Source organism: Staphylococcus sp. HMSC13A10 (genome assembly GCF_001808005.1).
GTDB lineage: Bacteria > Bacillota > Bacilli > Staphylococcales > Staphylococcaceae > Staphylococcus > Staphylococcus pasteuri.
Genome location: NZ_KV791884.1, coordinates 119,876 through 140,247 on the forward strand (window position 1 = coordinate 119,876; position 20,372 = coordinate 140,247).

23 protein-coding genes, 1 pseudogene and 1 riboswitch are annotated in these 20,372 nt (G+C 29.7%); of the genes and pseudogenes, 3 read left to right on the plus strand and 21 right to left on the minus strand.

Features of this window, described 5'->3' with window-relative positions:
- Window positions 1-111 precede the first annotated feature (111 nt).
- Together efp and HMPREF3125_RS10865 are read right to left on the minus strand one after the other, a co-directional pair.
- Complete coding sequence (gene efp / locus HMPREF3125_RS10860) at window positions 112-669, minus strand: elongation factor P (RefSeq protein WP_017637912.1); 558 nt, start codon at window positions 667-669, stop codon at window positions 112-114.
- Between the two features lie 25 nt (window positions 670-694).
- Window positions 695-1,756, minus strand: coding sequence for a M24 family metallopeptidase (locus HMPREF3125_RS10865; RefSeq protein ID WP_017637911.1), 1,062 nt, complete (start codon window positions 1,754-1,756; stop codon window positions 695-697).
- Window positions 1,757-1,863: 107 nt separating this feature from the next.
- On the opposite strand from HMPREF3125_RS10865, the gene HMPREF3125_RS10870 reads away from it, so the two are divergent.
- Together HMPREF3125_RS10870 and HMPREF3125_RS10875 are read left to right on the plus strand one after the other, a co-directional pair.
- Window positions 1,864-2,442, plus strand: a complete 579-nt coding sequence (locus tag HMPREF3125_RS10870; RefSeq protein ID WP_029055295.1) for a hypothetical protein — start codon at window positions 1,864-1,866, stop codon at window positions 2,440-2,442.
- A gap of 16 nt (window positions 2,443-2,458) precedes the next feature.
- The gene (locus HMPREF3125_RS10875; protein ID WP_029055294.1) at window positions 2,459-2,671 is read left to right on the plus strand and encodes an SA1362 family protein; all 213 of its coding nucleotides are present in this window, start codon (window positions 2,459-2,461) and stop codon (window positions 2,669-2,671) included.
- A 69-nt stretch (window positions 2,672-2,740) separates the two neighbouring features.
- Here the strand turns inward: HMPREF3125_RS10875 and HMPREF3125_RS10880 are convergent, their stop codons facing one another.
- Window positions 2,741-3,571 (minus strand): lipoate--protein ligase family protein, encoded by an 831-nt coding sequence (locus tag HMPREF3125_RS10880; protein ID WP_070453847.1) that lies wholly within the window; start codon window positions 3,569-3,571, stop codon window positions 2,741-2,743.
- A gap of 160 nt (window positions 3,572-3,731) precedes the next feature.
- Here HMPREF3125_RS10880 and HMPREF3125_RS10885 point away from each other — a divergent pair, with 160 nt between their 5' ends.
- Window positions 3,732-4,118 (plus strand): rhodanese-like domain-containing protein, encoded by a 387-nt coding sequence (locus HMPREF3125_RS10885; protein ID WP_017636957.1) that lies wholly within the window; start codon window positions 3,732-3,734, stop codon window positions 4,116-4,118.
- 147 nt (window positions 4,119-4,265) lie between these two features.
- Here the strand turns inward: HMPREF3125_RS10885 and gcvPB are convergent, their stop codons facing one another.
- From gcvPB to HMPREF3125_RS10980, 18 genes and pseudogenes are all read right to left on the minus strand, one after another.
- Window positions 4,266-5,738, minus strand: coding sequence for an aminomethyl-transferring glycine dehydrogenase subunit GcvPB (gene gcvPB, locus HMPREF3125_RS10890; RefSeq protein ID WP_017636956.1), 1,473 nt, complete (start codon window positions 5,736-5,738; stop codon window positions 4,266-4,268).
- Entirely contained in the window at window positions 5,728-7,077 is a 1,350-nt protein-coding gene (gene gcvPA / locus HMPREF3125_RS10895) for an aminomethyl-transferring glycine dehydrogenase subunit GcvPA (RefSeq protein WP_070453849.1), read from the minus strand. The genes gcvPB and gcvPA overlap by 11 nt, the downstream gene beginning before the upstream one ends.
- A gap of 18 nt (window positions 7,078-7,095) precedes the next feature.
- On the minus strand, window positions 7,096-8,187 hold the full coding sequence (gene gcvT, locus HMPREF3125_RS10900; RefSeq protein ID WP_070453851.1) for a glycine cleavage system aminomethyltransferase GcvT: 1,092 nt from the start codon (window positions 8,185-8,187) through the stop codon (window positions 7,096-7,098).
- A gap of 78 nt (window positions 8,188-8,265) precedes the next feature.
- Window positions 8,266-8,362: riboswitch (glycine riboswitch) on the minus strand.
- Window positions 8,359-8,877 carry a shikimate kinase gene (locus tag HMPREF3125_RS10905; RefSeq protein WP_070453853.1) on the minus strand — a complete coding sequence of 173 codons (519 nt, stop codon included), beginning with the start codon at window positions 8,875-8,877 and terminating at the stop codon, window positions 8,359-8,361. It overlaps the preceding riboswitch by 4 nt.
- 606 nt (window positions 8,878-9,483) lie before the next feature.
- A complete protein-coding gene (locus HMPREF3125_RS12865; protein WP_186802324.1) occupies window positions 9,484-9,699 on the minus strand; it encodes a hypothetical protein in 216 nt (71 codons plus the stop codon).
- 31 nt (window positions 9,700-9,730) lie between these two features.
- Complete coding sequence (gene comGD / locus HMPREF3125_RS10920; protein ID WP_083279990.1) at window positions 9,731-10,180, minus strand: competence type IV pilus minor pilin ComGD; 450 nt, start codon at window positions 10,178-10,180, stop codon at window positions 9,731-9,733.
- Window positions 10,158-10,469 (minus strand): competence type IV pilus major pilin ComGC, encoded by a 312-nt coding sequence (comGC, locus tag HMPREF3125_RS10925; RefSeq protein WP_029055749.1) that lies wholly within the window; start codon window positions 10,467-10,469, stop codon window positions 10,158-10,160. Before comGC ends, comGD begins: the two co-directional genes overlap by 23 nt.
- Window positions 10,470-10,492: 23 nt before the next feature.
- Window positions 10,493-11,560, minus strand: a pseudogene (gene comGB / locus HMPREF3125_RS10930) (competence type IV pilus assembly protein ComGB).
- Window positions 11,532-12,506: a competence type IV pilus ATPase ComGA gene (comGA, locus tag HMPREF3125_RS10935; protein ID WP_070453859.1), complete on the minus strand. Its 975-nt coding sequence runs from the start codon at window positions 12,504-12,506 to the stop codon at window positions 11,532-11,534. The pseudogene comGB and the gene comGA overlap by 29 nt, the downstream one beginning before the upstream one ends.
- A gap of 46 nt (window positions 12,507-12,552) precedes the next feature.
- Complete coding sequence (locus HMPREF3125_RS10940; RefSeq protein WP_017636253.1) at window positions 12,553-13,176, minus strand: MBL fold metallo-hydrolase; 624 nt, start codon at window positions 13,174-13,176, stop codon at window positions 12,553-12,555.
- A gap of 3 nt (window positions 13,177-13,179) precedes the next feature.
- Window positions 13,180-13,503 (minus strand): MTH1187 family thiamine-binding protein, encoded by a 324-nt coding sequence (locus HMPREF3125_RS10945; RefSeq protein ID WP_017636254.1) that lies wholly within the window; start codon window positions 13,501-13,503, stop codon window positions 13,180-13,182.
- Window positions 13,503-14,489 (minus strand): ROK family glucokinase, encoded by a 987-nt coding sequence (locus HMPREF3125_RS10950; RefSeq protein WP_017636255.1) that lies wholly within the window; start codon window positions 14,487-14,489, stop codon window positions 13,503-13,505. The genes HMPREF3125_RS10945 and HMPREF3125_RS10950 overlap by 1 nt, the downstream gene beginning before the upstream one ends.
- The gene (locus tag HMPREF3125_RS10955) at window positions 14,486-14,689 is read right to left on the minus strand and encodes a YqgQ family protein (protein WP_017636256.1); all 204 of its coding nucleotides are present in this window, start codon (window positions 14,687-14,689) and stop codon (window positions 14,486-14,488) included. Before HMPREF3125_RS10955 ends, HMPREF3125_RS10950 begins: the two co-directional genes overlap by 4 nt.
- Window positions 14,679-16,133, minus strand: a complete 1,455-nt coding sequence (locus HMPREF3125_RS10960; protein WP_070453861.1) for a rhomboid family protein — start codon at window positions 16,131-16,133, stop codon at window positions 14,679-14,681. The genes HMPREF3125_RS10955 and HMPREF3125_RS10960 overlap by 11 nt, the downstream gene beginning before the upstream one ends.
- Window positions 16,130-16,684, minus strand: coding sequence for a 5-formyltetrahydrofolate cyclo-ligase (locus HMPREF3125_RS10965; RefSeq protein WP_029055745.1), 555 nt, complete (start codon window positions 16,682-16,684; stop codon window positions 16,130-16,132). Before HMPREF3125_RS10965 ends, HMPREF3125_RS10960 begins: the two co-directional genes overlap by 4 nt.
- 238 nt (window positions 16,685-16,922) lie before the next feature.
- A complete protein-coding gene (gene rpmG, locus HMPREF3125_RS10970) occupies window positions 16,923-17,072 on the minus strand; it encodes a 50S ribosomal protein L33 (protein ID WP_017636259.1) in 150 nt (49 codons plus the stop codon).
- A gap of 117 nt (window positions 17,073-17,189) precedes the next feature.
- The gene (locus HMPREF3125_RS10975; RefSeq protein WP_070453864.1) at window positions 17,190-19,271 is read right to left on the minus strand and encodes a peptidoglycan D,D-transpeptidase FtsI family protein; all 2,082 of its coding nucleotides are present in this window, start codon (window positions 19,269-19,271) and stop codon (window positions 17,190-17,192) included.
- Window positions 19,272-19,532: 261 nt separating this feature from the next.
- Window positions 19,533-20,132, minus strand: a complete 600-nt coding sequence (locus tag HMPREF3125_RS10980; protein ID WP_017636261.1) for a superoxide dismutase — start codon at window positions 20,130-20,132, stop codon at window positions 19,533-19,535.
- Between the last annotated feature and the right edge of the window lie 240 nt (window positions 20,133-20,372).

Consider the following 20,372-nt stretch of genomic DNA (forward strand, 5'->3'; position numbering starts at 1 on the left):
TATAAAATTATCAAGCCTACAATATAATATTTTAGTTAATTAAAATGCAAAAAAACACTCACAACTATCATTTCTGACAGTTATGAGTGTTGAAGAACATCAATTTGATGACTATCCTCTTGAAATGTAACTTCCGTCTCCAGTATTAATTACTAGAATGTCACCTTCGTTAACGAATAAAGGTACGTTCAATGTATAACCAGTTTCAACTGTAGCTGATTTTGTAGCACCAGTTGCAGTATCACCTTTAATACCTGGTTCAGTTTCAGTAACTTCTAATTCAACAGTTTTTGGTAATTCAAGTCCAATTACTTCTCCATCATAAGATTGAATTTGAACTTCCATATTAGCTTTTAAATAATTTAATTCATCTTTTAGATAATCGCCTGGTAATTCTGTTTGATCGAATGTTTCATTATCCATGAATACATGATTATCACCATCTGCATATAGGTATTGCATACGACGATTTTCAATCATAGCTTGTTCAACTTTTTCGCCTGCTCTAAATGTTTTTTCTTGAATAGCACCAGTTCTTAAATTACGTAATTTAGAACGAACGAATGCAGATCCTTTTCCTGGTTTTACATGTTGGAAATCAATTACTTTCCAAATACCATTATCTACTGATATTGTTAAACCTGTTTTAAAATCATTTACTGAAATCATTCAGTTTCCTCCTCAATATACACGCTTATTCTAAAATAATAAGGTCTTTTGTGCATTTAGTAAAGACTTCACAACCATTTTCTGTAATTAAAATATCATCTTCAATTCTAACGCCACCTAATCCATCAACATAAATACCTGGTTCAATCGTAACGCAATTATTAACTTGAAGATGTCCAGATGCTTTTTGTGAAAGCAATGGTCCTTCGTGTATGTCTAAACCAATACCGTGACCTAATGAATGGCCAAAATGCTCACCATATCCTTTTGCTTCAATGTAATTACGGGATAATGCATCTGCTTCTTTAACAGTTAAGCCCGGTTTAATTTCATCGATAGCTTTTATTTGTGCTTTTAATACTATATCATAAATTTCTTTCATTTTTGGATCTGGTTCACCTATCGCAAATGTTCTTGTTATATCAGAACAATAACCTTTGTAATATGCGCCAAAATCCAATGTGATCATATCGCCTTGCTCAATAATTTTATCACTTGCCACACCATGAGGTAAAGCGCCTCGATAACCTGATGCTACAATCGTATCAAAAGAAGGACCATCTGCTCCTAATTGTAACATTTTACTTTCTAAGGCAGCTTTGACTTCACGTTCTGACATACCAGCTTTTACAACTGTTAATATATAGTCATATGTTTCGTCAACGATTTGTGCAGCTTTTTTAATTATATCAATTTCTTCTTCTGATTTTACTTCTCTAATTTTTTCAATTGCATCAGAAATACTGATTAATGTAATCATACCTTTATTTAATTCGAGGTACGTATCATAACTCACCTCATGACCTTCAAAACCTACATTTTCTAATTTTTCTTTTTCAAGAATAGATTTGATTTCGGAAATCATATCATTTTTTCTATTTACAATTTCAAACTCAGTAGCTTGTTTTTTAGCTTGTTCTGTATATCTAAAATCTGTAACTAAATATTTGTGGTTTGATGAAATAATCAATGCCCCACTTGTACCAGTAAATTCTGATAAATATCTTCTGTTGTAATCTGAAAGGATGACAATTGCATCTAGTTTTTTAGATTTTAATAATTGTTGAACTTGCTCTAATTTATTCATATAATACCTCCATAATTAGTATAACGTTTGTACATTTTATTTGAATACATTAAAATGATAGCATAATCAATAAATAATATAATAGTTTTTAGTTTAGGGAGATAATCATGAAGAAATATATAATCGTGATTGGCGCATCTTGCTTATTAGCTGGTTGTGGTAGTCAAAATCTTGCACCACTAGAAGATAAAACTACAAAACTTAGAGATGACAATCATCAATTAAAATTAGATATTCAGCAATTAAATCAAGATATTAGCGATCAAAAATCTAAAATTGCAGGATTACAAAAAGATAAAGAAAATAGTAAGCAAACAGCTACTAATAAGAAAAAAGAAAAGAATTTAAATGCAAGCTCTTCTTATTATAATAAAGTTGCAAAATCTATAGAGAAGTATAATGACATAGATGCGGATGTGACTAAAAATAAAGGAAGTAACTCTATCCAAAAGAAATTATCAACAATTACATCTGATTTAAACGATGCTTATAGTACATATAAATCTGATATAGATGAAGACTCAATGACAAGTGAAGATAAATCAACGAAAAAAAGTATTAATAAGATAAATAAAAATATAACTTCAGCCTTTAGTGACATCGAACAAGGTTATCAAGAAAAAAATAAAAAGAAAATTAATAAAGGACAGAAAAAATTAGCTAGTGTACAAAGTGAAGTTAATTAGAATTAGGTGGATTTAAATGAAAAATATAATGTTTTATATCGTTATAGCGATTGCAGCATTTGGTTTGATAATGAATTTAGACGTATTTTTGTTTTCAATCGTTAAAATGTTAATTAGTTTCGCAGTTTTAGTGTTAATTATTTATCTAATATACTACTTTTTCTTTTTAACAGAAGATCAAAGAAAGTATAAACGAGCTGCAAGAAAATATCGTAAAAGAAATAAATAGTAATAAAAATAAGCAGTAGTCATTGATATCATTAATTTGATGATGACTACTGCTTTATTATTGATTATATTACTTTCTATATGTCCATTCATCTGAACGGAATTTTTCTTCTAGTTCTTTAACTTTGTTCATTTGTTCATCGGTAAGTGTTAATGGTTTAAATTCAATTTGTAAACCTTCTTTAAAACCTTCTTTAAATGCATCTTCCATTTCATTTAGGGTTATGTGCTTTTCTGAGATGTCGTTAATCGCTACCGCTTTATCTACAAATGCTTCTTTCATTTTGTTTTTTAATCGATCATGTTTAAAAATAAATAAGTCAAAAAGTTCGTCTACATCAATGTCTTGTAAAATAGATCCATGTTGCAGAATCACGCCTTTTTGTCGTGTTTGTGCACTTCCAGCAATTTTACGACCTTCAACAACGAGTTCATACCAACTAGGTGCATCGAAGCAAACTGAACTACGTGGTTGTTTTAATTTTTCTCTTTCTTCCTTGGAACGAGGAACAGCAAAATAAGTTTCGAAACCTAAATTTTTAAAGCCTTCTAATAATCCTTGAGAAATAACTCTATAAGCTTCTGTTACGGTTGTAGGCATTTTAGGATGTGATTCAGGAACAATAACACTGTAAGTTAGTTCTTTATCGTGTAACACTCCTCTTCCACCTGTTTGTCGTCTCACTAGTCCATAGCCTTTTTCTTTTACCTTTTCAATATCTATTTCTTTTTTTAATCGTTGGAAGTAACCTATTGATAGTGTCGCAGGATTCCATGTATAAAACCGTATGACCGGATCAATTTCCCCCCTAGAAACGAAATTAAGTAGTGCTTCATCCATTGCCATATTGTAATATGGATCTTTACTACCAGTGTTAATAAAATTCCATGTTTCTGTCATGATTAAATCCCCCATTAATAATTGCTTTAGTAACAAATTTGATTATAGCCCTATAATTACGAATAAATTATTAAAACATCTGTAAATGTATAAAAATATTTTGATAATTTGTTCTAACAGTCTTATAATTATAATATCGGTAAATTAGGGAGGATGCAACATGAGTATCTCTTTGTATATTGCAATTATTATTTTAATAATAATAATTGGTTATATGGTCGTTCAACAAATTCTTAATAAACGAGCTGTTAAAGAATTAGACCAAAATGAATTTCATAAAGGTTTACGTAAAGCACAAGTAGTTGATGTGAGAGAAAAAGTTGATTATGATTATGGTCACATTAACGGTGCTCGAAATATTCCAATTACTATGTTTAAACAAAGATTCCAAGGTTTAAGAAAAGATCAACCTATATATCTTTGTGATGCGAACGGTATAGCAAGCTATCGTGCTGCTCGTATGTTAAGAAAAAATGGCTATAATGATATTTATATGCTTAAAGGCGGCTATAAAAAATGGACTGGTAAAATTAAGTCCAAAAAATAGTCATTTGATATTTTTATGAAAATATTAAATGATTTCGGAGTAAAGATAATGTGACTTATATAAAGTCGCATTATCTTTACTCTTTTTTATGTAAAAAGAGCCCGTTAGTGTACTGGAATGATACACTAACGGGCTCTATAAAAATTATTATTTTTCAGCATGTAGATTTTCAAATTTAAGAATTGGTTTTCTTGCAGCTGTTGTTTCATCTAATCTGTCTATTATTGTAGTATGAGGGGCTTCAAGAACTTTATCTGGATCGTCTTTAGCTTCATTAGCAATTTGGATTAAAGTATCTGCAAAATGATCTAATGTCTCTTTAGATTCAGTTTCTGTAGGTTCAATCATCATACCTTCTTCCACATTTAATGGGAAGTAAATTGTTGGCGGATGTACACCGAAGTCTAATAATCTTTTAGCCATATCTAATGTTCTAACACCATATTGTTTTTGTTTAATACCACTTAACACAAATTCGTGTTTACAATATTGTTGATATGGAATCTCAAAATGATCATTTAAGCGTGCTTTTAAGTAGTTAGCATTTAATACCGCAGCTTCTGAAACTTCTTTAAGGCCTTTTGCACCCATTGTTCTAATATAAGTATAAGCTCTTAGATAAATACCAAAGTTACCGTAGAATGGTTTAACTCGTCCAATAGAGTTTTTGATATCATTATCATATTTATAATAGTCATTTTCTTTAATTACCATTGGTTTTGGTAAATAACTTGCTAATTCTTTTACAACTCCCACAGGTCCAGAACCAGGGCCACCGCCACCATGTGGACCAGTAAATGTTTTATGAAGATTTAAATGAACTGCATCAAATCCCATGTCTCCTGGGCGAACTTTATCCATAATAGCATTTAAGTTAGCGCCATCATAGTATAATAAACCACCAGCTTCATGGACAATTTCTCTAATTTCCATAATATTTTTTTCAAAAATACCTAATGTATTAGGATTCGTTAACATGATCGCTGCTGTATTTTCATTTACAACACGTTTTAAGTCTTCAATATCGACTTCTCCACGTTCGTTTGATTTTACGGTAACTGATTTGAACCCAGCAAATGATGCTGACGCAGGGTTTGTTCCGTGAGCTGAGTCAGGAACGATAACTTCATCACGATGACCTTCACCATTATTTTGGTGGTAAGCTTTGAAAATCATTAATGCAGTCCACTCACCATGTGCCCCTGCAGCTGGTTGAAGCGTAACTTCATCCATACCTGTAATTTCTTTAAGTTCTTCTTGTAAACTATAAATAATTTCAAGAGATCCTTGGATTTGGTTTTCATCTTGAAGTGGGTGTGCTTCACTGAAACCAGGAATTCTTGCTACCTTTTCATTAATTTTAGGATTGTATTTCATTGTACATGAGCCTAACGGATAAAAACCAGTGTCGACACCGAAGTTTTTGTTAGATAACTCTGTATAGTGACGTACTAAATCTAATTCAGCTACTTCAGGGAATTCAGCTTTATCTTTTCTAATAAATTTATCATCTAAAATCGATTCAAATGAATTGTTGTTAATTTCGCTTTGCGGTAAAGAATAGGCATATCTACCCTCTTTAGATCTTTCAAAAATAAGTGGACTTGATTTACTTACCATTAATTTCACCAGCTTTCTTAACAAATGTATCGATTTCTTCTTTAGTTCTTAATTCAGTAACTGCAATTAGCATATGGTTATTGAATTCACTTGAAACTACACTCAAGTCAAAGCCACCAATAATGTCTTCCTCAGCTAAAGCTTTATTAACTTCGGTAATTGGTTTATTAAATTCTACTACGAATTCATTGAATGAAGTACCTTCTAAAACATTAAATCCAGCGTCTTTAAATGATTGTTTAGCATAGTTAGCATGTTCAAAGTTTTGTACAGCTATATCATATATACCTTGTTTACCTAAAGCTGACATTGCAATAGATGAAGCTAGAGCATTTAACGCTTGGTTAGAACAAATATTTGAAGTTGCTTTATCACGACGAATATGTTGTTCACGTGCTTGTAAAGTTAATACAAAACCTCTGTTTCCTTCATCATCTTGGGTTTGACCAACTAATCTACCTGGTACTTTACGCATTAGCTTTTTAGTAGTAGCGAAGTAACCACAATGTGGTCCACCGAATTGAGATGGAATACCAAATGGTTGTGTATCCCCAACTACTATATCAGCACCGAATGATCCAGGAGGTGTTAATAAACCTAATGCTAAAGGATTTGCATAAACAATAAATAATGCTTTTTTATCTTCTATAAAGCTTTGAATTTTCTCTAAGTCTTCTATTGAACCAAAGAAATTTGGATATTGTACAGCTAATGCTGCAGTTTCATCGTCAACTGCTTGTTCTAGTTTTTCTAAATCAGTTATAGTACCATCTAAATCTACTTCTACGACTTCAAATTCTTGACGTGTTTTAGCATACGTATTTAATACTTGTAATGCTTGATAATGTAATCCTTTTGATACAACAATTTTATTCTTTTTAGTGTGACTATAAGCTAAAATACATGCTTCAGCAAAACTAGTCATACCATCATACATAGAAGAGTTTGCTACATCCATATTAGTTAATTCACAAATTAATGTTTGAAATTCGAAAATAGCTTGTAGTTCGCCTTGTGAAATTTCTGGTTGATATGGTGTGTAAGCAGTATAAAATTCTGATCTAGAAATCATTGCATCTACAACAGAAGGTGCATAGTGGTCGTACACGCCAGCACCAAGATAAGATGCGTGAGTTTCTTTTGTAACGTTTTTACTAGCAACTTTATTTAAACGTTTTAATAAAGTTGTTTCAGATTCACTCTCTCCAATGCCTAAATCTCTATTTAATAAAATATCTGAAGGAACATCTCCAAATAATTCATCAATTGATTTTGCACCTATAGTGTCTAACATTTCTTGCTTATCTTTATCAGTTAACGGTATATAACGATCACTCAATTCGTCCACCCCTTTGTTCTATTTTTCAATTTGGTTCTTCTTAACAATTTTTGCTTTTACTTGTCTTTTTCTAATTTGAACTAGTACTTCTTTACCCATTTCAAACTCATCTCTATTGATAATAGCTAATGCGATTGATTTATCAGAAGAAGGTGATTTTGTTCCTGAAGTTACTTCTCCAATTTGATTACCATCTAAATCTAAAACTTCGTATCCAGTTCTAGCAATACCTTTATCTAAAATTTCTAATCCAACAGTACGTCTTGTTGAACCATTTTCTTTTTGGTCTTTTAATACAGATTTACCGATAAAATCTTCTTCAATTAAAGGTTTAGCAGCAAATGCAATTCCACCTTCATATGGAGTAATTGATTCAGTTAAATCTTGACCATGTAGTGGTAAACCAGCTTCTAATCTTAAAGTATCTCTAGCACCTAAACCACAAGGAACTACGTCGTATTCTAATAAACCATTCCAGATATCTACAGTATCTTTAGCATCACAATAAATTTCAAAACCGTCTTCACCTGTATAACCTGATTGTGAAAGAATAACGTTTTTATTTAAAAGTTGAACATCTTTTTTAAATTCAAACATACCCATTTCAGAAATATCTATATCTACTAATTTTTGCATTAGGTCTCTAGCTTTTGGTCCTTGTAATGCTAATTGACCATAATCTTTAGAAACGTTTTTAACTTCAACATCAAATTTTTTAGATTGTTTTTCAATCCATTGGAAGTCTTTATCGGTATTTCCGGCATTAACAACTAATAAATAGTCATTATCTGCTAATTTATATGTAACCAAGTCGTCAATAATGCCGCCTTCTTCATTACATAAAGCAGTGTATATTGCTTTTGAATCAGTTAGATTGTTAGTATCATTCGATAAAATATATTGTACTAATGCTTTTGCATCTGTACCTTGAATTTGAACTTCTCCCATATGACTTACATCGAATAAACCAATTTCATAACGAACAGCATTGTGCTCTTCTTTAATACTTGAAAATTGAACAGGCATTGCCCATCCACCAAATTCTACTATCTTAGCACCACTGTCTACATAATTTTGATATAATGGCGTCTTTTTTAACTCGCTTGTCATGTCAAAACCCCCTATATTTATTTAAAAACAGAGTAGCAAATCAATTGCTACCCTGTTTAAAGTTATTCTCCAGGAACGCGTAACAGTATTATCCTTTTGCCTGAGAGTTTCGTAGTATTGCTACTTGCACCTTCGGCGATAAAAGCTATCTTTTATTCTCTCTAATACTGATCAATCGCTAGTTAATGAAGTTGTAATTTCTTGATAAATATTTGATACATTTTGATTACTATTCACTTTCATGAATGCGATTTCATTATATCTTGAAATCCTTGATGAATACAAGTTTTTTAGTTGATTTAGTGACTTATTATTAGCATTTGGTCTATGAGGATCATTAACGATTCTTTCAAATACAGTTTCAATGTCACAATCTAACCATATTACATTTTTTTGTAATTTTAATAAATCAAGAGAAGCTTGATTTTCAATTATTCCACCACCTGTAGAAATAATATCAAACTTATTTAAAGTGTCTTCTAAATATTTATACTCTAAATCTCTAAAGTGTGTTTCACCTTTTTCATCAAAGATTTGAGGTATTGTCATATGTTCTTTTAGTTCAATATATTGATCTAAATCCACATAACTAAGATTTAATTGATTTCTCATGTAACTTCCTACTGTAGTTTTACCAGTACCCATGAAGCCTATTAATATAATTGGTGTTTTATTTAATTGCAACAACATCTACCTCTTTAAGCTTATTAACTATAACTTCTTGATATGTTTTTTCTAAGTTATGTGTTGTCTTTAATTTTAAACTATATTGGCTTACATAAAAAGATATAATGGTTAAATAAATGAAAAATATAATCATTAAAAAAGGACTTATAAATGCTTTTTGCTTATAAATAGAGGGTTTTAATTTGTTTATAATTCGGATTTCCTACCTTTAGTATAATTTTGATTACGTTATCATTCGACTTTATTATTTTTTCTACAATAACTTGATTTAATAAATTAACATTCCCCTTGCCGTTAATTTGTTTATATACTTTATTGTTTTTAAATGTATATTCTATACTGCTTTCATTATTCCTTAAAATTAATGTATGATTGTTTTTCATAAATAATTTAAGATTATGTTGATTTATGTCTCTTATTAAATCTCTATGAAAGAATTCAAATTCTATTGAACTGTTTTCGTTAGCTAACGCTTTATAATGACTCACTAGTTTTATAGTTAAGGGGAGTGAAGTAAGGATTACTATGGTAATAAGTAGAGCAAAAATCATTTCAATAAAAGTAAACCCTTGTAACCTATTTCTTAACACAATAGTTTTTCTTTTTCGCCTAATTTGAAACACAAATTTTTTGTTTAGACATTGTAACTTGAAATTGATCAATAAATACTCCTTGCTTTATTTGTTTTATATCGAATTTATTTAAGGCTACTATAATGACTTTTTGCATTTCTAATAAATCTAATTGATTTTGATAAGTTTTAATAAGATGATTAATTGAACTCATGAACACAAGCGTAATCGTACTCATGATTAAAAAGGCCAATAAACTATCTAATAGAACACTCCCCTTAATTTTATATTTTAATATACCTTATACGCCCCTTTTCTATGTGAAATATTAATTTATAATTCCCATGTTTCATTTTTAAGTTTATTGAACCAAAATTATTAATATGTCCATCTTTATTAAATGTTAATAATTGTATCTTAGCTATATTTACTATTTTTCCGCCTTTAATTTTCAACTGATATTTTGAACCATGTTCTTCTTTTACTTTTATAGAATTTGTTTGATTAGTAAATATTAATGAAATTGATTGTTTATCATTGATAGCTTTAGACTTTAAATAATTCATTTGAGTTATCAGATGATTAATGTTTAGTTCATCATTAGAAGCTGATACTGATAATAGTGTTTTACCAATAAGTGTACATGCAGTTAGTATAGCTAGAATAAACATAACCATTAACATCTCTAGATAAGTAAATGATGCTAAATATTTAATTTGCAACCGCTTCGCCATTATTAATACTAATAGTTTCTCCTGATTTGCAATTTTTTTGGTTTTCTTTAATAAATCCTTCAGAAATTAAGTCTTGGATGGTATTAGGATTTCTATTATGTTTTAAAGTATATGCTTCAATTTGACTATTAACCATTTTCACTTGAGCATCACAACCAGTAGTTTGTATATGAGCGGTTTGTTTAGCTATATTGGGAATAATTAGAATAAGCAATAAGCTAATTATTAATAAAACTAGTAACATTTCAATTAATGTAAATGCCTTTTTGTTAAACAGTGTTTTGAATATCTTCAATTTATAAGTCCTCCTAACTATTTAATTGACTGCAACATGTCAAATATAGGTAGCATAATAGTTAAATAAAGTGCAACGATAAATAATCCTAATACTAAAAAGATAACTGGTTGAATGAATTTAATGTGTCTTTTAGCCATAGCTTCGAATTGTTGTATAAGTATTTGGCTATATAGCGTTAATTCGATATCAAGTTTCCCACTTTTTTCTCCTTGTTCTATAAATTTAATCAAGTCATTTTCATAGCAATTCAGTTTTTTTAATATATTAGGTAGATTTTCTCCTTGATTTGACTGCTTGAGTAATTTGTCTCCTAAAAATTGATGAAATTGGTTATTCTCTGATTGTTTATATATTCTAACGATTATCTGTAAATTAACACCATTTCTATAAAAATGAGCAAACTCATTTGATAATTGATACGTTTTTAAAATTTTATAATAATGCTTAATAATTGGAATGTGACACAAAAATTGAATTTGATTTTCTATAGTCATCTTATTAAAACGATATTTAAATATGATAGATAATATACATATTACGCTGGATAAAATTATGATGAATAAAGGGAATGTCGTAATAAAATAAGAAAGAATAGATTGTAATGGAGAAAGTTCTATATTCATAGATTGGTATAATTCTTTAAATTGAGGTATAACTGTAAAATTGAGTAACGTTAATATTAATATAAAAGTAATTATTAATACGATGGGATACTGTATGGTCTTTAAAACATTTTGAGTAACTTGTAGTTGCTTTTTTAAATATCTATTAGATTCCAATAGAGAAAGTTCTAAATTTCCAAATCTTTCAGCTAAATATGTTTGAGTAACAATGTCACTTGAATAATCTAAGTATTTAAATACTTCCCAGCAAGTTGCACCTTGTTCTATTTTATTTAAAACTTCATCATGTCATTTATCTCCTCTATATTTAAAATGTAAATTTAAAAATTTAAATGATTCGTAAAGAGTAAATCCATGTTTAAGTAATTGATGTAATCTATACACTAAATCTAATTGTTCAGATTTAGTTAGGCATTTGGCTTGTCTAAATTTAAATATATTTATCAGCAATGGTTTCACATATAATACCTTCTTTAGTCATATCATCTAATTTTGATGCTAATCGTTTAAAAGATTTTGGCATCGTTTGGTTATGTTCAAAAAAGTAATTAATTTGATTTTTAAACATTAGTTCACACACTAATTGTCTATGATTATGTGATGTTGTAATTAATCGTTGATTGGAAATTAAATTGATAGCTTGAGATAATTCTTGAACTGTTACTCCCATTTCTAATAATCTAAGTAAAGCCCCTCTACAATCATTGGCGTGTAATGTACTTAATACCAAATGACCACTTAGACTAGCTTGAAAGACATATTTAGCGATTTCGGCATCTCGAATTTCTCCAATTAAAATAACGTCTGGATCACATCTTAAAATTGCTTTAAATGAACTAGCGTATGTAATACCTGCTTTGTTATTAACAGAAATTTGAGTAATACCTTTTAAAATTTGTTCAACTGGATCTTCAATAGAAATCACATTTAGGTTTAACTCCTTTTGTGCATACATAACCATTTGATACATTAATGTACTCTTTCCTGAACCTGTAGGACCAGTAAAAAGCAATAAACCTTGCTTCTTATTCATAAAATGTTTAAAATCTTTAAACTCGTATGTTTCCTTTTTACTCTGAAAATATTGAGGCACAATTCTTATAACACAACTTTCACATCCAATTGATAAAGGAAGGGTTGAAATACGTAAGTAATAAACTGACCTTAATTTATATGTATAGCGGCCACTTTGAGCGATTTGTTGTGTAGAAACATCTAATCCAGCTTGGAATTTCATAAACACCAATAACTTACGATAAATATTAATATCAAGTGTTTCATAAGGTGTTAATGTATCATTTACTCTAAATTTAATATGAACATAATGCTCCATAGGAATAAAGTGTATATCACTCGCTTTATATGCAATTCCTTTATTAATTATTTCTTGAAATAGAATCTTCATAAAAACACCTCCTACATATATTAACGTAGGAGGTGTTAGTTTTACTTTAACCATTTAAAAATGGATTTAATTGTTCATCATCAACAGTTGTATAAGTACCGTGGCCTGGGAATAATGGTAAATCTCCATCTAATTCAAATAATTTATCTTTAATAGAATCTACTAAAGTTTCATAATCGCCTTTGTATAAATCTGTTCTACCAATGCCATTATTAAATAATGTGTCACCGACTACTGCGAATTCTTTGAAAACAAAAGATAAACTTCCAGGTGAATGTCCAGGTGTATGCAATACATCAAATGTAAAATCACCAATTTGAGCTGGTCCCTCATCAAGTGATTTTGGTTTGGCCTGACTTATAACTTGAGGCATACCATATTGTTTGAATTTTGATGCACCATTTTTTTCTGGATCATTTAAGAAGTCGAATTCTTCTTTATGCATATAAACTGGTACATTATATTTTTCTATAATATCGTCTAATGCCCCAATATGATCGTAATGGGCATGTGTCAGTATAATAGCTTCTAAAGGTTTATTAATTTGATTTAATTTTTTTATAATTTTATCAGATTCACTAGATGGATCTACGAGTAATACTTTGTTTTCATTTTCAATAAAATAGGTATTAGTATCTACTAAACCTAAAGTTAAACTAGAAATTCTCATGATTTATTCCCCACTATTATCTAAATGTTTTTGTACAGATTTTAATTTATCATTCATCTTTCTAGATTTATCTCTGCGATCATCAATTCTTATATTTGTACAAACTCTATCTAATCCTTTATCAAATGGTAATTCATGTATTGCTTGTACAACTTCGAATAAATCCTTTAAATCACCTTCAATAAGTGTATTCATAGGTGTTAATTGATAATCGATTTTACCTTGATCTTTAAATTCTTTTAACTTTGTTTGAATTTCAGCAATGTATTTACTAACGCTTGGCCCTTCAGTACCTACTGGAATAACTACTACGTCAACAATTGCCATTATTTTACACCTTCCTTATCTAAAATATATGTTTTGATAAGTCCTGCTGCACCTGTAATACCTGCATCATTACCTAATTCTGCTTGTACAATTTCTGTTTCATGTTGAGCTGGATTAAACGTTAAATTACGATATTCAGTTTTAATATTTTCAACTAAAATTAAACCAGCTGTAGACATTCCACCACCTAGTACAATGTATTTAGGATTACTAGTAACACTAATAATACTACATAAATAAGCGATATAATTTGCTACTTTTTCAGTGATAAAGATACAGAATTGGTCACCTTCTTTAGCTGCATCAAACACAGCTTTAGCTGTAACTTCATTATCTTTTATAAGTTGTAAAATTGAAGATTTAAACGTTAATTTTGGATAATAAAAGTTAACTAAATTGACAACACCTGTAGCAGAGGCAACCGTTTCAATACAGCCTGATTTGCCACAGTTACATTTGAAACGTTGGTCGAAATCAGCTCTAAAATGGCCAATTTCAGCACCTGAACCATTATGACCATGTACTAACTCACCATTTGAGATAATACCTCCACCAAGGCCTGTACCTAATGTGATAGTTACAACATCGTCAGCACCATTACCAGCACCTTTATGTTTCTCGCCTAATGCAGCAACATTGGCATCATTATCAACATACACTGGACAATCGATGAAATTTTGATAGATTTCAGTGACATTAACATTGTTGTCCCAATGTAAGTTAACAGCTCCGTTAACGATGCCTGTTTCAAAATCTACAGGTCCAGGAACTCCAATACCAACACCGATTACATCAGACATGTTGTAATTTAATTCTGCAATTTTTGCTTCAAATGATTCATGTATATTTTTTAAAAGTAGTTTTCCTGTATGATCAGTAGTGTCTGTATGAATTGACCATTTTTCAATTCTATCTAGATTAGTATTAAAAATACCTAATTTACAAGTAGTCCCACCAATATCAGCAGCTAAAATAATTTTTGTCATTTATGTTCATTCCTTCTTTGGTTTATTATCAATATACATTTAAGATATTCATCTTTAGTTAATAATTCATAACTGTATAAAGATTTGATTTCTTGTAACATCATTTCATACATATCTTCTGGATCTTTGAAATAGATGATATATCCATATTTTTTTAATAATTGCAAAACATCATAGAAATTATTAATTTTACGAGTCACTTTTCTCACTCAACTCTTTTTCTAAATTTTTATATTGAGCATTTTGAGGATTAGCTTTTCTAGCTTTTTTAATATATTTTAAAGCTTTACTTTTATCTTTTAGTGAACGATTAGCAATTGCCATTTCATAATTCAATGCACCGGAATTAGGAAACAGCCTTAATCCACGTTCCCATTCCGCCATTGCTTCAGCTTTAGAACTTTTAGCAGCTGTAATTAAACCGCTTAGGTAATATGTTTGATCATCAGCGTAATCTTTTTTAATAGATTTATTTACAATTTTTCTAGCTTCATCATAATTACCGGATAACATTTGATCCCGAATTAATTTATCATAAATATTATCTTCTTTAATACTAAAAATTCTTATCTGCATTGCCACAAACAATACTAATAAAATAATCAGTAGTATCCAGAAAATATTACGGTTAACAGTAAAATAATAACCAATTAAGATAATTAAGAGACCACCAATAAATCCGCCTAAATGTGCCATAACATTAATATTAGACATGAATATTGATAATCCGATTAAAATAACTAAAGCTATTAATAATTGGCCAATTACTTTTTTATCAAAGCTTTTACTTAAATATAAAATTGCAAAAATTGAACCAATAAGCCCAAAAATAGCACCACTGGCACCAACAGAAATCGTTGTTGTATTAAATGATAAAGAAACAAAATTTCCAAATATGCCTGCAAATAAATAGATGACTAACATACGCCATGAACCTAATACCGATTCAACTATTTTACCAAAAATAAAAAGTGAAAGCATATTCATGAGTATATGTTCAAAATTAAAATGTAAAAACATTGAGGTAACTAAACGATACCATTCACCATGTACGACGTTGAAGTGTACTAATCCACCTACATCAAGTAATTTTACATCAGAAAAACGATTAAAATAAAGTATCATGCATAGCCATAAGACTATATTAATTATTATTAAGGAATATGTAACTGGTGAAAAGCGTTGCATATGTTTATCTAAGAGATTAGATGAAAGAACTTTGTTTCTATAAAAGATAGATGTCTTTTTAGAATCCTCTCGATTTATCATTTTAGATAAAATAACATTTGGCATTGCAAGTTCTAATTCCCTCTCATCACTAATCCTTCTAAATTTTATTTTTTGCGGATAGGTTTCATCTAATGATTCAGTCGATAATGATTTATCAGTAAAATAATAAAATAGAATTGTTTGAGGTTGAAAGCCAGCTAGTTGTTCTATATTTTCCTTATTTTCAATAACTCTGCTTTTATCAAACCGAATTTCCTGAGTCGTAGTGATATGATTCGAAAAAATTACAATTGTTTTCTTTCTTTTGTTACTTAACCAAATTTCTTGGTCATCTTTTTCTCTATTAATTACATCGTAGTTTAAATACCTAATCCAGTAATAAATGGTTTTCCAAAATTGCTTTTTAATGTTCATGTATGCCTCCATTGGTGGCTATTATAAATAATTAATTGATCGACCGGTTGATCGTGTGTATCGGGTTGAAAATCAGTTAATTGAAAATCATATAGCAAACTTATTGTATTGGTCTTGAAATTTGATAGAAAGCGATCATAGTAACCCCCTCCATATCCTATTCGATAGCCATCTTTTCTAAAGCCAACACCAGGTACGACGATTAAATCTAAATGATTGGAAGTATTTGATTCAGAAACTGAATGATTAATACCTTTTTCATCTTTTTCTATGTCATTAATATTTAATAATTGTTTAAAAGTCATAACTTTAGTCTGATAATTAACTTCAGGTACATATACTTCTTTATTATCGTTTAAAGCTTGTTGAATCATTTGATATGTATTTACTTCATGTGACAATGACAACACAAATCCTATAGAAGATGCATTTTGATATGCTTGAGAATTAATAAGTTCTGTGGCTAACCAATTGTCTGCCTCATTTTTCTGCATGCTATTATGCTGTTTCATTTTAGTTAAAATATTAGCTCTTATATTTTTTTTGCTCAAATTTTCACCTACTTTTACTACCCCATATTATAACGTTTATCTAATTTTATGTCATTATATTGACTAAGATATTAACTTTTTAATGATATTAAAATAAGCGATTGTACAAATTTTGTTAAAAGCTTTGAATAAAATGAGGTTTTGTAAACATAAAATATTTGACTACAAAATTTAAAAAGACGAAATTCCGTCTGAGGAATTTCGTCTTTTGGTATTGAATATTTGTTAAATAAATTAATTATTTAGTTTCACGGTGTAAAGTTTGTTTATTATCACGTGCACAGTATTTTTTCATTTCAATACGTTCAGGGTTAGTTCTTTTGTTTTTTGTAGTGATGTAGTTTCTTTCACCACATTCAGTACAAGCTAATGTAACGTTAACGCGCATGATTATTCCTCCTTACCTTTTCTAAATACGACCTTTACATTATACCAATTACTTTATTAATTGCAAAGTAAATTTTAAGAATCTGTATCAATAGTTTGTAATTTATTTAAATTTTAATTATTTATCACTACTATTTTCAGTGCTATCTCCATTTTTATCTTTATCTTTGAAATAATAATTGATAACATCTCTTCCTAAGTCTCCACCGTTTAACCAAGGTGGTGGAACTGGTTGATTGGTATAGACAATAGAAAATGCTAGTTTTGGATCTTTAATTGGTGCATAACCAATATAAGTTGAGTTTACTCTAGATTCCCCATCTTGGAATACTTCTGCTGTTCCTGTTTTACCTGCTGAAGGTACAACTGTGTTTTTAAAGCTAGCATAACCGGTACCATCTTTTTCATTAAATGCCATTTTGAATCCGTCTTGAACTTCATTTATTTCTCTTTGAGAATTATTTACTTTATTCAATACATTACCTTTAATTTTTCGTTTTACCGGTCCTAGTTCATCTTTATTAGTTGAATCGTGTATAGACAGTCCAATATGCGGTTGAATTCTATAACCGTCATTTGCGATTGTTGATACATATTGAGAAAGTTGCAATGGTGTATAAGTATCGTATTGACCAATAGATAAGTCTAAGTAATTACCTGGATTATTAGTTAATGGTTCAATTTGACCATTTGTTTCATTTGGTAAATCTATACCTGTTTTAACACCAAGACCAACTTGATTTAAACCTTTTCGAAGCTTTTGACCAGCTAATGTAATATCGTTTGGTAATGGCATACCAGAATAATATGGATCTCCAGCTAATTTTAAGGCTGTTTTAAACATATAAACGTTTGATGAATGCATAAGTGCTTCTTTATCATTTATTGTCACTCGACCATCTTTATTAAAGTATGAACGTTTAGTTAAACCGCCCTGGAATTTTAATGGTTCATCGACCATTTTTTCTCCTACTTTAATGGCATGATTTTGATAACCGGCAAGTAAAGTTCCGCCTTTTACCGATGAACCTACTGCAAATTGAGCAGTAAAGTTACCAATATCATAATCTGTTAATTTGCCGCTTTTACTTATTTGTTTACCAGCCATAGCTAAAATGTCACCATTTTTCGGATCTTGAACAACTATCATGGCATTGTCCATATCTTTAGCGCCTTGACTACGTAATTTTTCAATTTGTTTATCTAATAATGATTCTACTTTTTTCTGTAAATCAATGTCTATTGTTAATTGTAAATCATGTCCTCTAGAACCTGGATTAATAACTTCAGATTTTATTACTTTACCAGATTTATCAGTCGTATATTTCATTTGTTTCTTCTTACCACGAAGTACATCTTCATATTGATATTCTAAATATGATTTACCGACACGATCATTGCGTGAATAACCTTTAGATAAATATTGTTCAGTTAGTTCTTTAGGCAAACCTTCTGTAGATGTTGAAACTTCGCCAAATATACCTCTAAGCGTATCTTTATATGGATACTTTCTATCCCAATCCATAGATGTATTTACACCAGGTAACTTAGATAATTGTTGAGATACTGCAGCGTATTCTTTTTCTGTTACATCCTCATTTTTAATAGTTTGCGGATCTAGTGTACTACCTGCATTCATCTCACGGTATATAGCTAAAATTTGTAACTCTTTGTCAGATAAGTCATCTAATTGTTTTTTACCAATTTTCTTTCTTTGCTGTTCATCATATTGTTCTTGTGTAATGCTACCATTTTCTAATAGAGATTGTTCTTTTTTCATTAAAGCTTTAGCTTTTTCAGGGTGTAAAGTGACCCAGAAGTCTTTTTCGTCTCTATCAGTAATTTTGTCAGTATCCATTTTGATTAATGATGATAATTTTTTAGCTGTATCTAACATTTCTTTTTGTGAGGTTTTACGACCTCTAGTATATGTAATCGCCATTTTAGAGGCATTATCAACTAATACTTTACCATTACGGTCTACAATACGACCTCTAGGCACAGATTCGTTCACAGTGATATTCTCATCGCTTTTGATTAATTGCTTATAATGAGAACCCTGGGCAATCTGTAGGTAACCGAGTCTGAGTACTATAATTGCAAATATAAACACAACCAAACCAAAAATGAAATTAATTCTCCGGTTCATCGTGTTTCTTACTTTTTCATCATTTGATTTTTCCTTTAATCTTTTAAGCAAAACAACCTACCTCTATTCAAAGTATCTCTTTAAAATGATATATGAAAAACAAAAATTTTTCTATCATTTTGATAAAAAAGTGAACAGACATTAATTAAAACACTATCGTTTTTTATTTATGACGACCTTTTTGTAATCCTTATTTATAATTAATTTTACATTCAAATCATTTTCATTAATAGACATAATATCATATTAATCATAGAAAAAAGAGCCTAGAACATTATAACAATGTTCTAGACTCTAACATCAAAATATAAATTATTTTGCAGCGTTATATAATTCGTCAACTTTATTCCAGTTAACTACATTCCAGAAAGCGCTGATATAATCTGGACGTTTGTTTTGATATTTAAGGTAATAAGCGTGTTCCCAAACATCTAAACCTAAGATAGGTGTTTTACCTTCAGTTAATGGATTATCTTGGTTTGGAGTTGTAACGATTTCTAATTGCCCGTTATTTACTACTAACCAAGCCCAACCTGAACCAAAACGAGCTGCTGCTTTGTCAGCAAATTCTTTTTTGAATTCATCTAAAGAACCCCATTGTTCTTTAATTTTATCTACTACTTCACCTTTTTCTTCTGAGTTAGGTGTTAGTAATTCCCAGAATAATGAGTGGTTTAAGTGTCCGCCACCATTATTTCTAACAGCAGTTTGGATATCAGAAGGTACACTGTCTAAATTAGCTACAATTTCTTCGATTGATTTAGCTTCTAAATCAGTACCTTCAACTGCAGCGTTTAATTTTGTTACATAAGTGTTATGGTGTTTATCATGGTGAATCTCCATAGTTTCTTTATCGATGTGTGGTTCTAATGCGTCAAATGCATATGGTAATTTTGGTAATTCAAATGCCATAAATAATCATCCTCCTAAAATGTCTGTATCTTAATCATAACAAGCAGTCACAATTTCGACAATAAATGTGCTTAATATATAACTGCTAATTATTGTTACATGTATTATATATCTCAAAACGATGATATTTAAACATTTATTTACTATAATTAGTGAATTCGTACTAATGGAGTATGTTTTTTTAGTATTTATGTGTATTTTCGCTTTCTAATATAAAAACTAGCCATAGTCTTCTTGTCG

Excerpts from the sequence above, each read along its gene's own strand:
- HMPREF3125_RS10945 (WP_017636254.1), bottom strand. The coding sequence starts at position 13,503 with ATGGCAATTGTTGACGTAGTAGTTATTCCAGTAGGTACTGAAGGGCCA.
- HMPREF3125_RS10980 (WP_017636261.1), bottom strand. The coding sequence starts at position 20,132 with ATGGCATTTGAATTACCAAAATTACCATATGCATTTGACGCATTAGAA.
- rpmG (WP_017636259.1), bottom strand. The coding sequence starts at position 17,072 with ATGCGCGTTAACGTTACATTAGCTTGTACTGAATGTGGTGAAAGAAAC.
- HMPREF3125_RS10870 (WP_029055295.1), top strand. The coding sequence starts at position 1,864 with ATGAAGAAATATATAATCGTGATTGGCGCATCTTGCTTATTAGCTGGT.
- efp (WP_017637912.1), bottom strand. The coding sequence starts at position 669 with ATGATTTCAGTAAATGATTTTAAAACAGGTTTAACAATATCAGTAGAT.
- gcvT (WP_070453851.1), bottom strand. The coding sequence starts at position 8,187 with ATGACAAGCGAGTTAAAAAAGACGCCATTATATCAAAATTATGTAGAC.
- HMPREF3125_RS10880 (WP_070453847.1), bottom strand. The coding sequence starts at position 3,571 with ATGACAGAAACATGGAATTTTATTAACACTGGTAGTAAAGATCCATAT.
- HMPREF3125_RS10905 (WP_070453853.1), bottom strand. The coding sequence starts at position 8,877 with ATGTTGTTGCAATTAAATAAAACACCAATTATATTAATAGGCTTCATG.
- comGD (WP_083279990.1), bottom strand. The coding sequence starts at position 10,180 with ATGGCGAAGCGGTTGCAAATTAAATATTTAGCATCATTTACTTATCTA.
- HMPREF3125_RS10885 (WP_017636957.1), top strand. The coding sequence starts at position 3,732 with ATGAGTATCTCTTTGTATATTGCAATTATTATTTTAATAATAATAATT.
- HMPREF3125_RS10960 (WP_070453861.1), bottom strand. The coding sequence starts at position 16,133 with ATGAACATTAAAAAGCAATTTTGGAAAACCATTTATTACTGGATTAGG.
- comGA (WP_070453859.1), bottom strand. The coding sequence starts at position 12,506 with ATGAAGATTCTATTTCAAGAAATAATTAATAAAGGAATTGCATATAAA.
- HMPREF3125_RS10865 (WP_017637911.1), bottom strand. The coding sequence starts at position 1,756 with ATGAATAAATTAGAGCAAGTTCAACAATTATTAAAATCTAAAAAACTA.
- gcvPB (WP_017636956.1), bottom strand. The coding sequence starts at position 5,738 with ATGGTAAGTAAATCAAGTCCACTTATTTTTGAAAGATCTAAAGAGGGT.
- HMPREF3125_RS10940 (WP_017636253.1), bottom strand. The coding sequence starts at position 13,176 with ATGAGAATTTCTAGTTTAACTTTAGGTTTAGTAGATACTAATACCTAT.
- HMPREF3125_RS10875 (WP_029055294.1), top strand. The coding sequence starts at position 2,459 with ATGAAAAATATAATGTTTTATATCGTTATAGCGATTGCAGCATTTGGT.
- HMPREF3125_RS10950 (WP_017636255.1), bottom strand. The coding sequence starts at position 14,489 with ATGACAAAAATTATTTTAGCTGCTGATATTGGTGGGACTACTTGTAAA.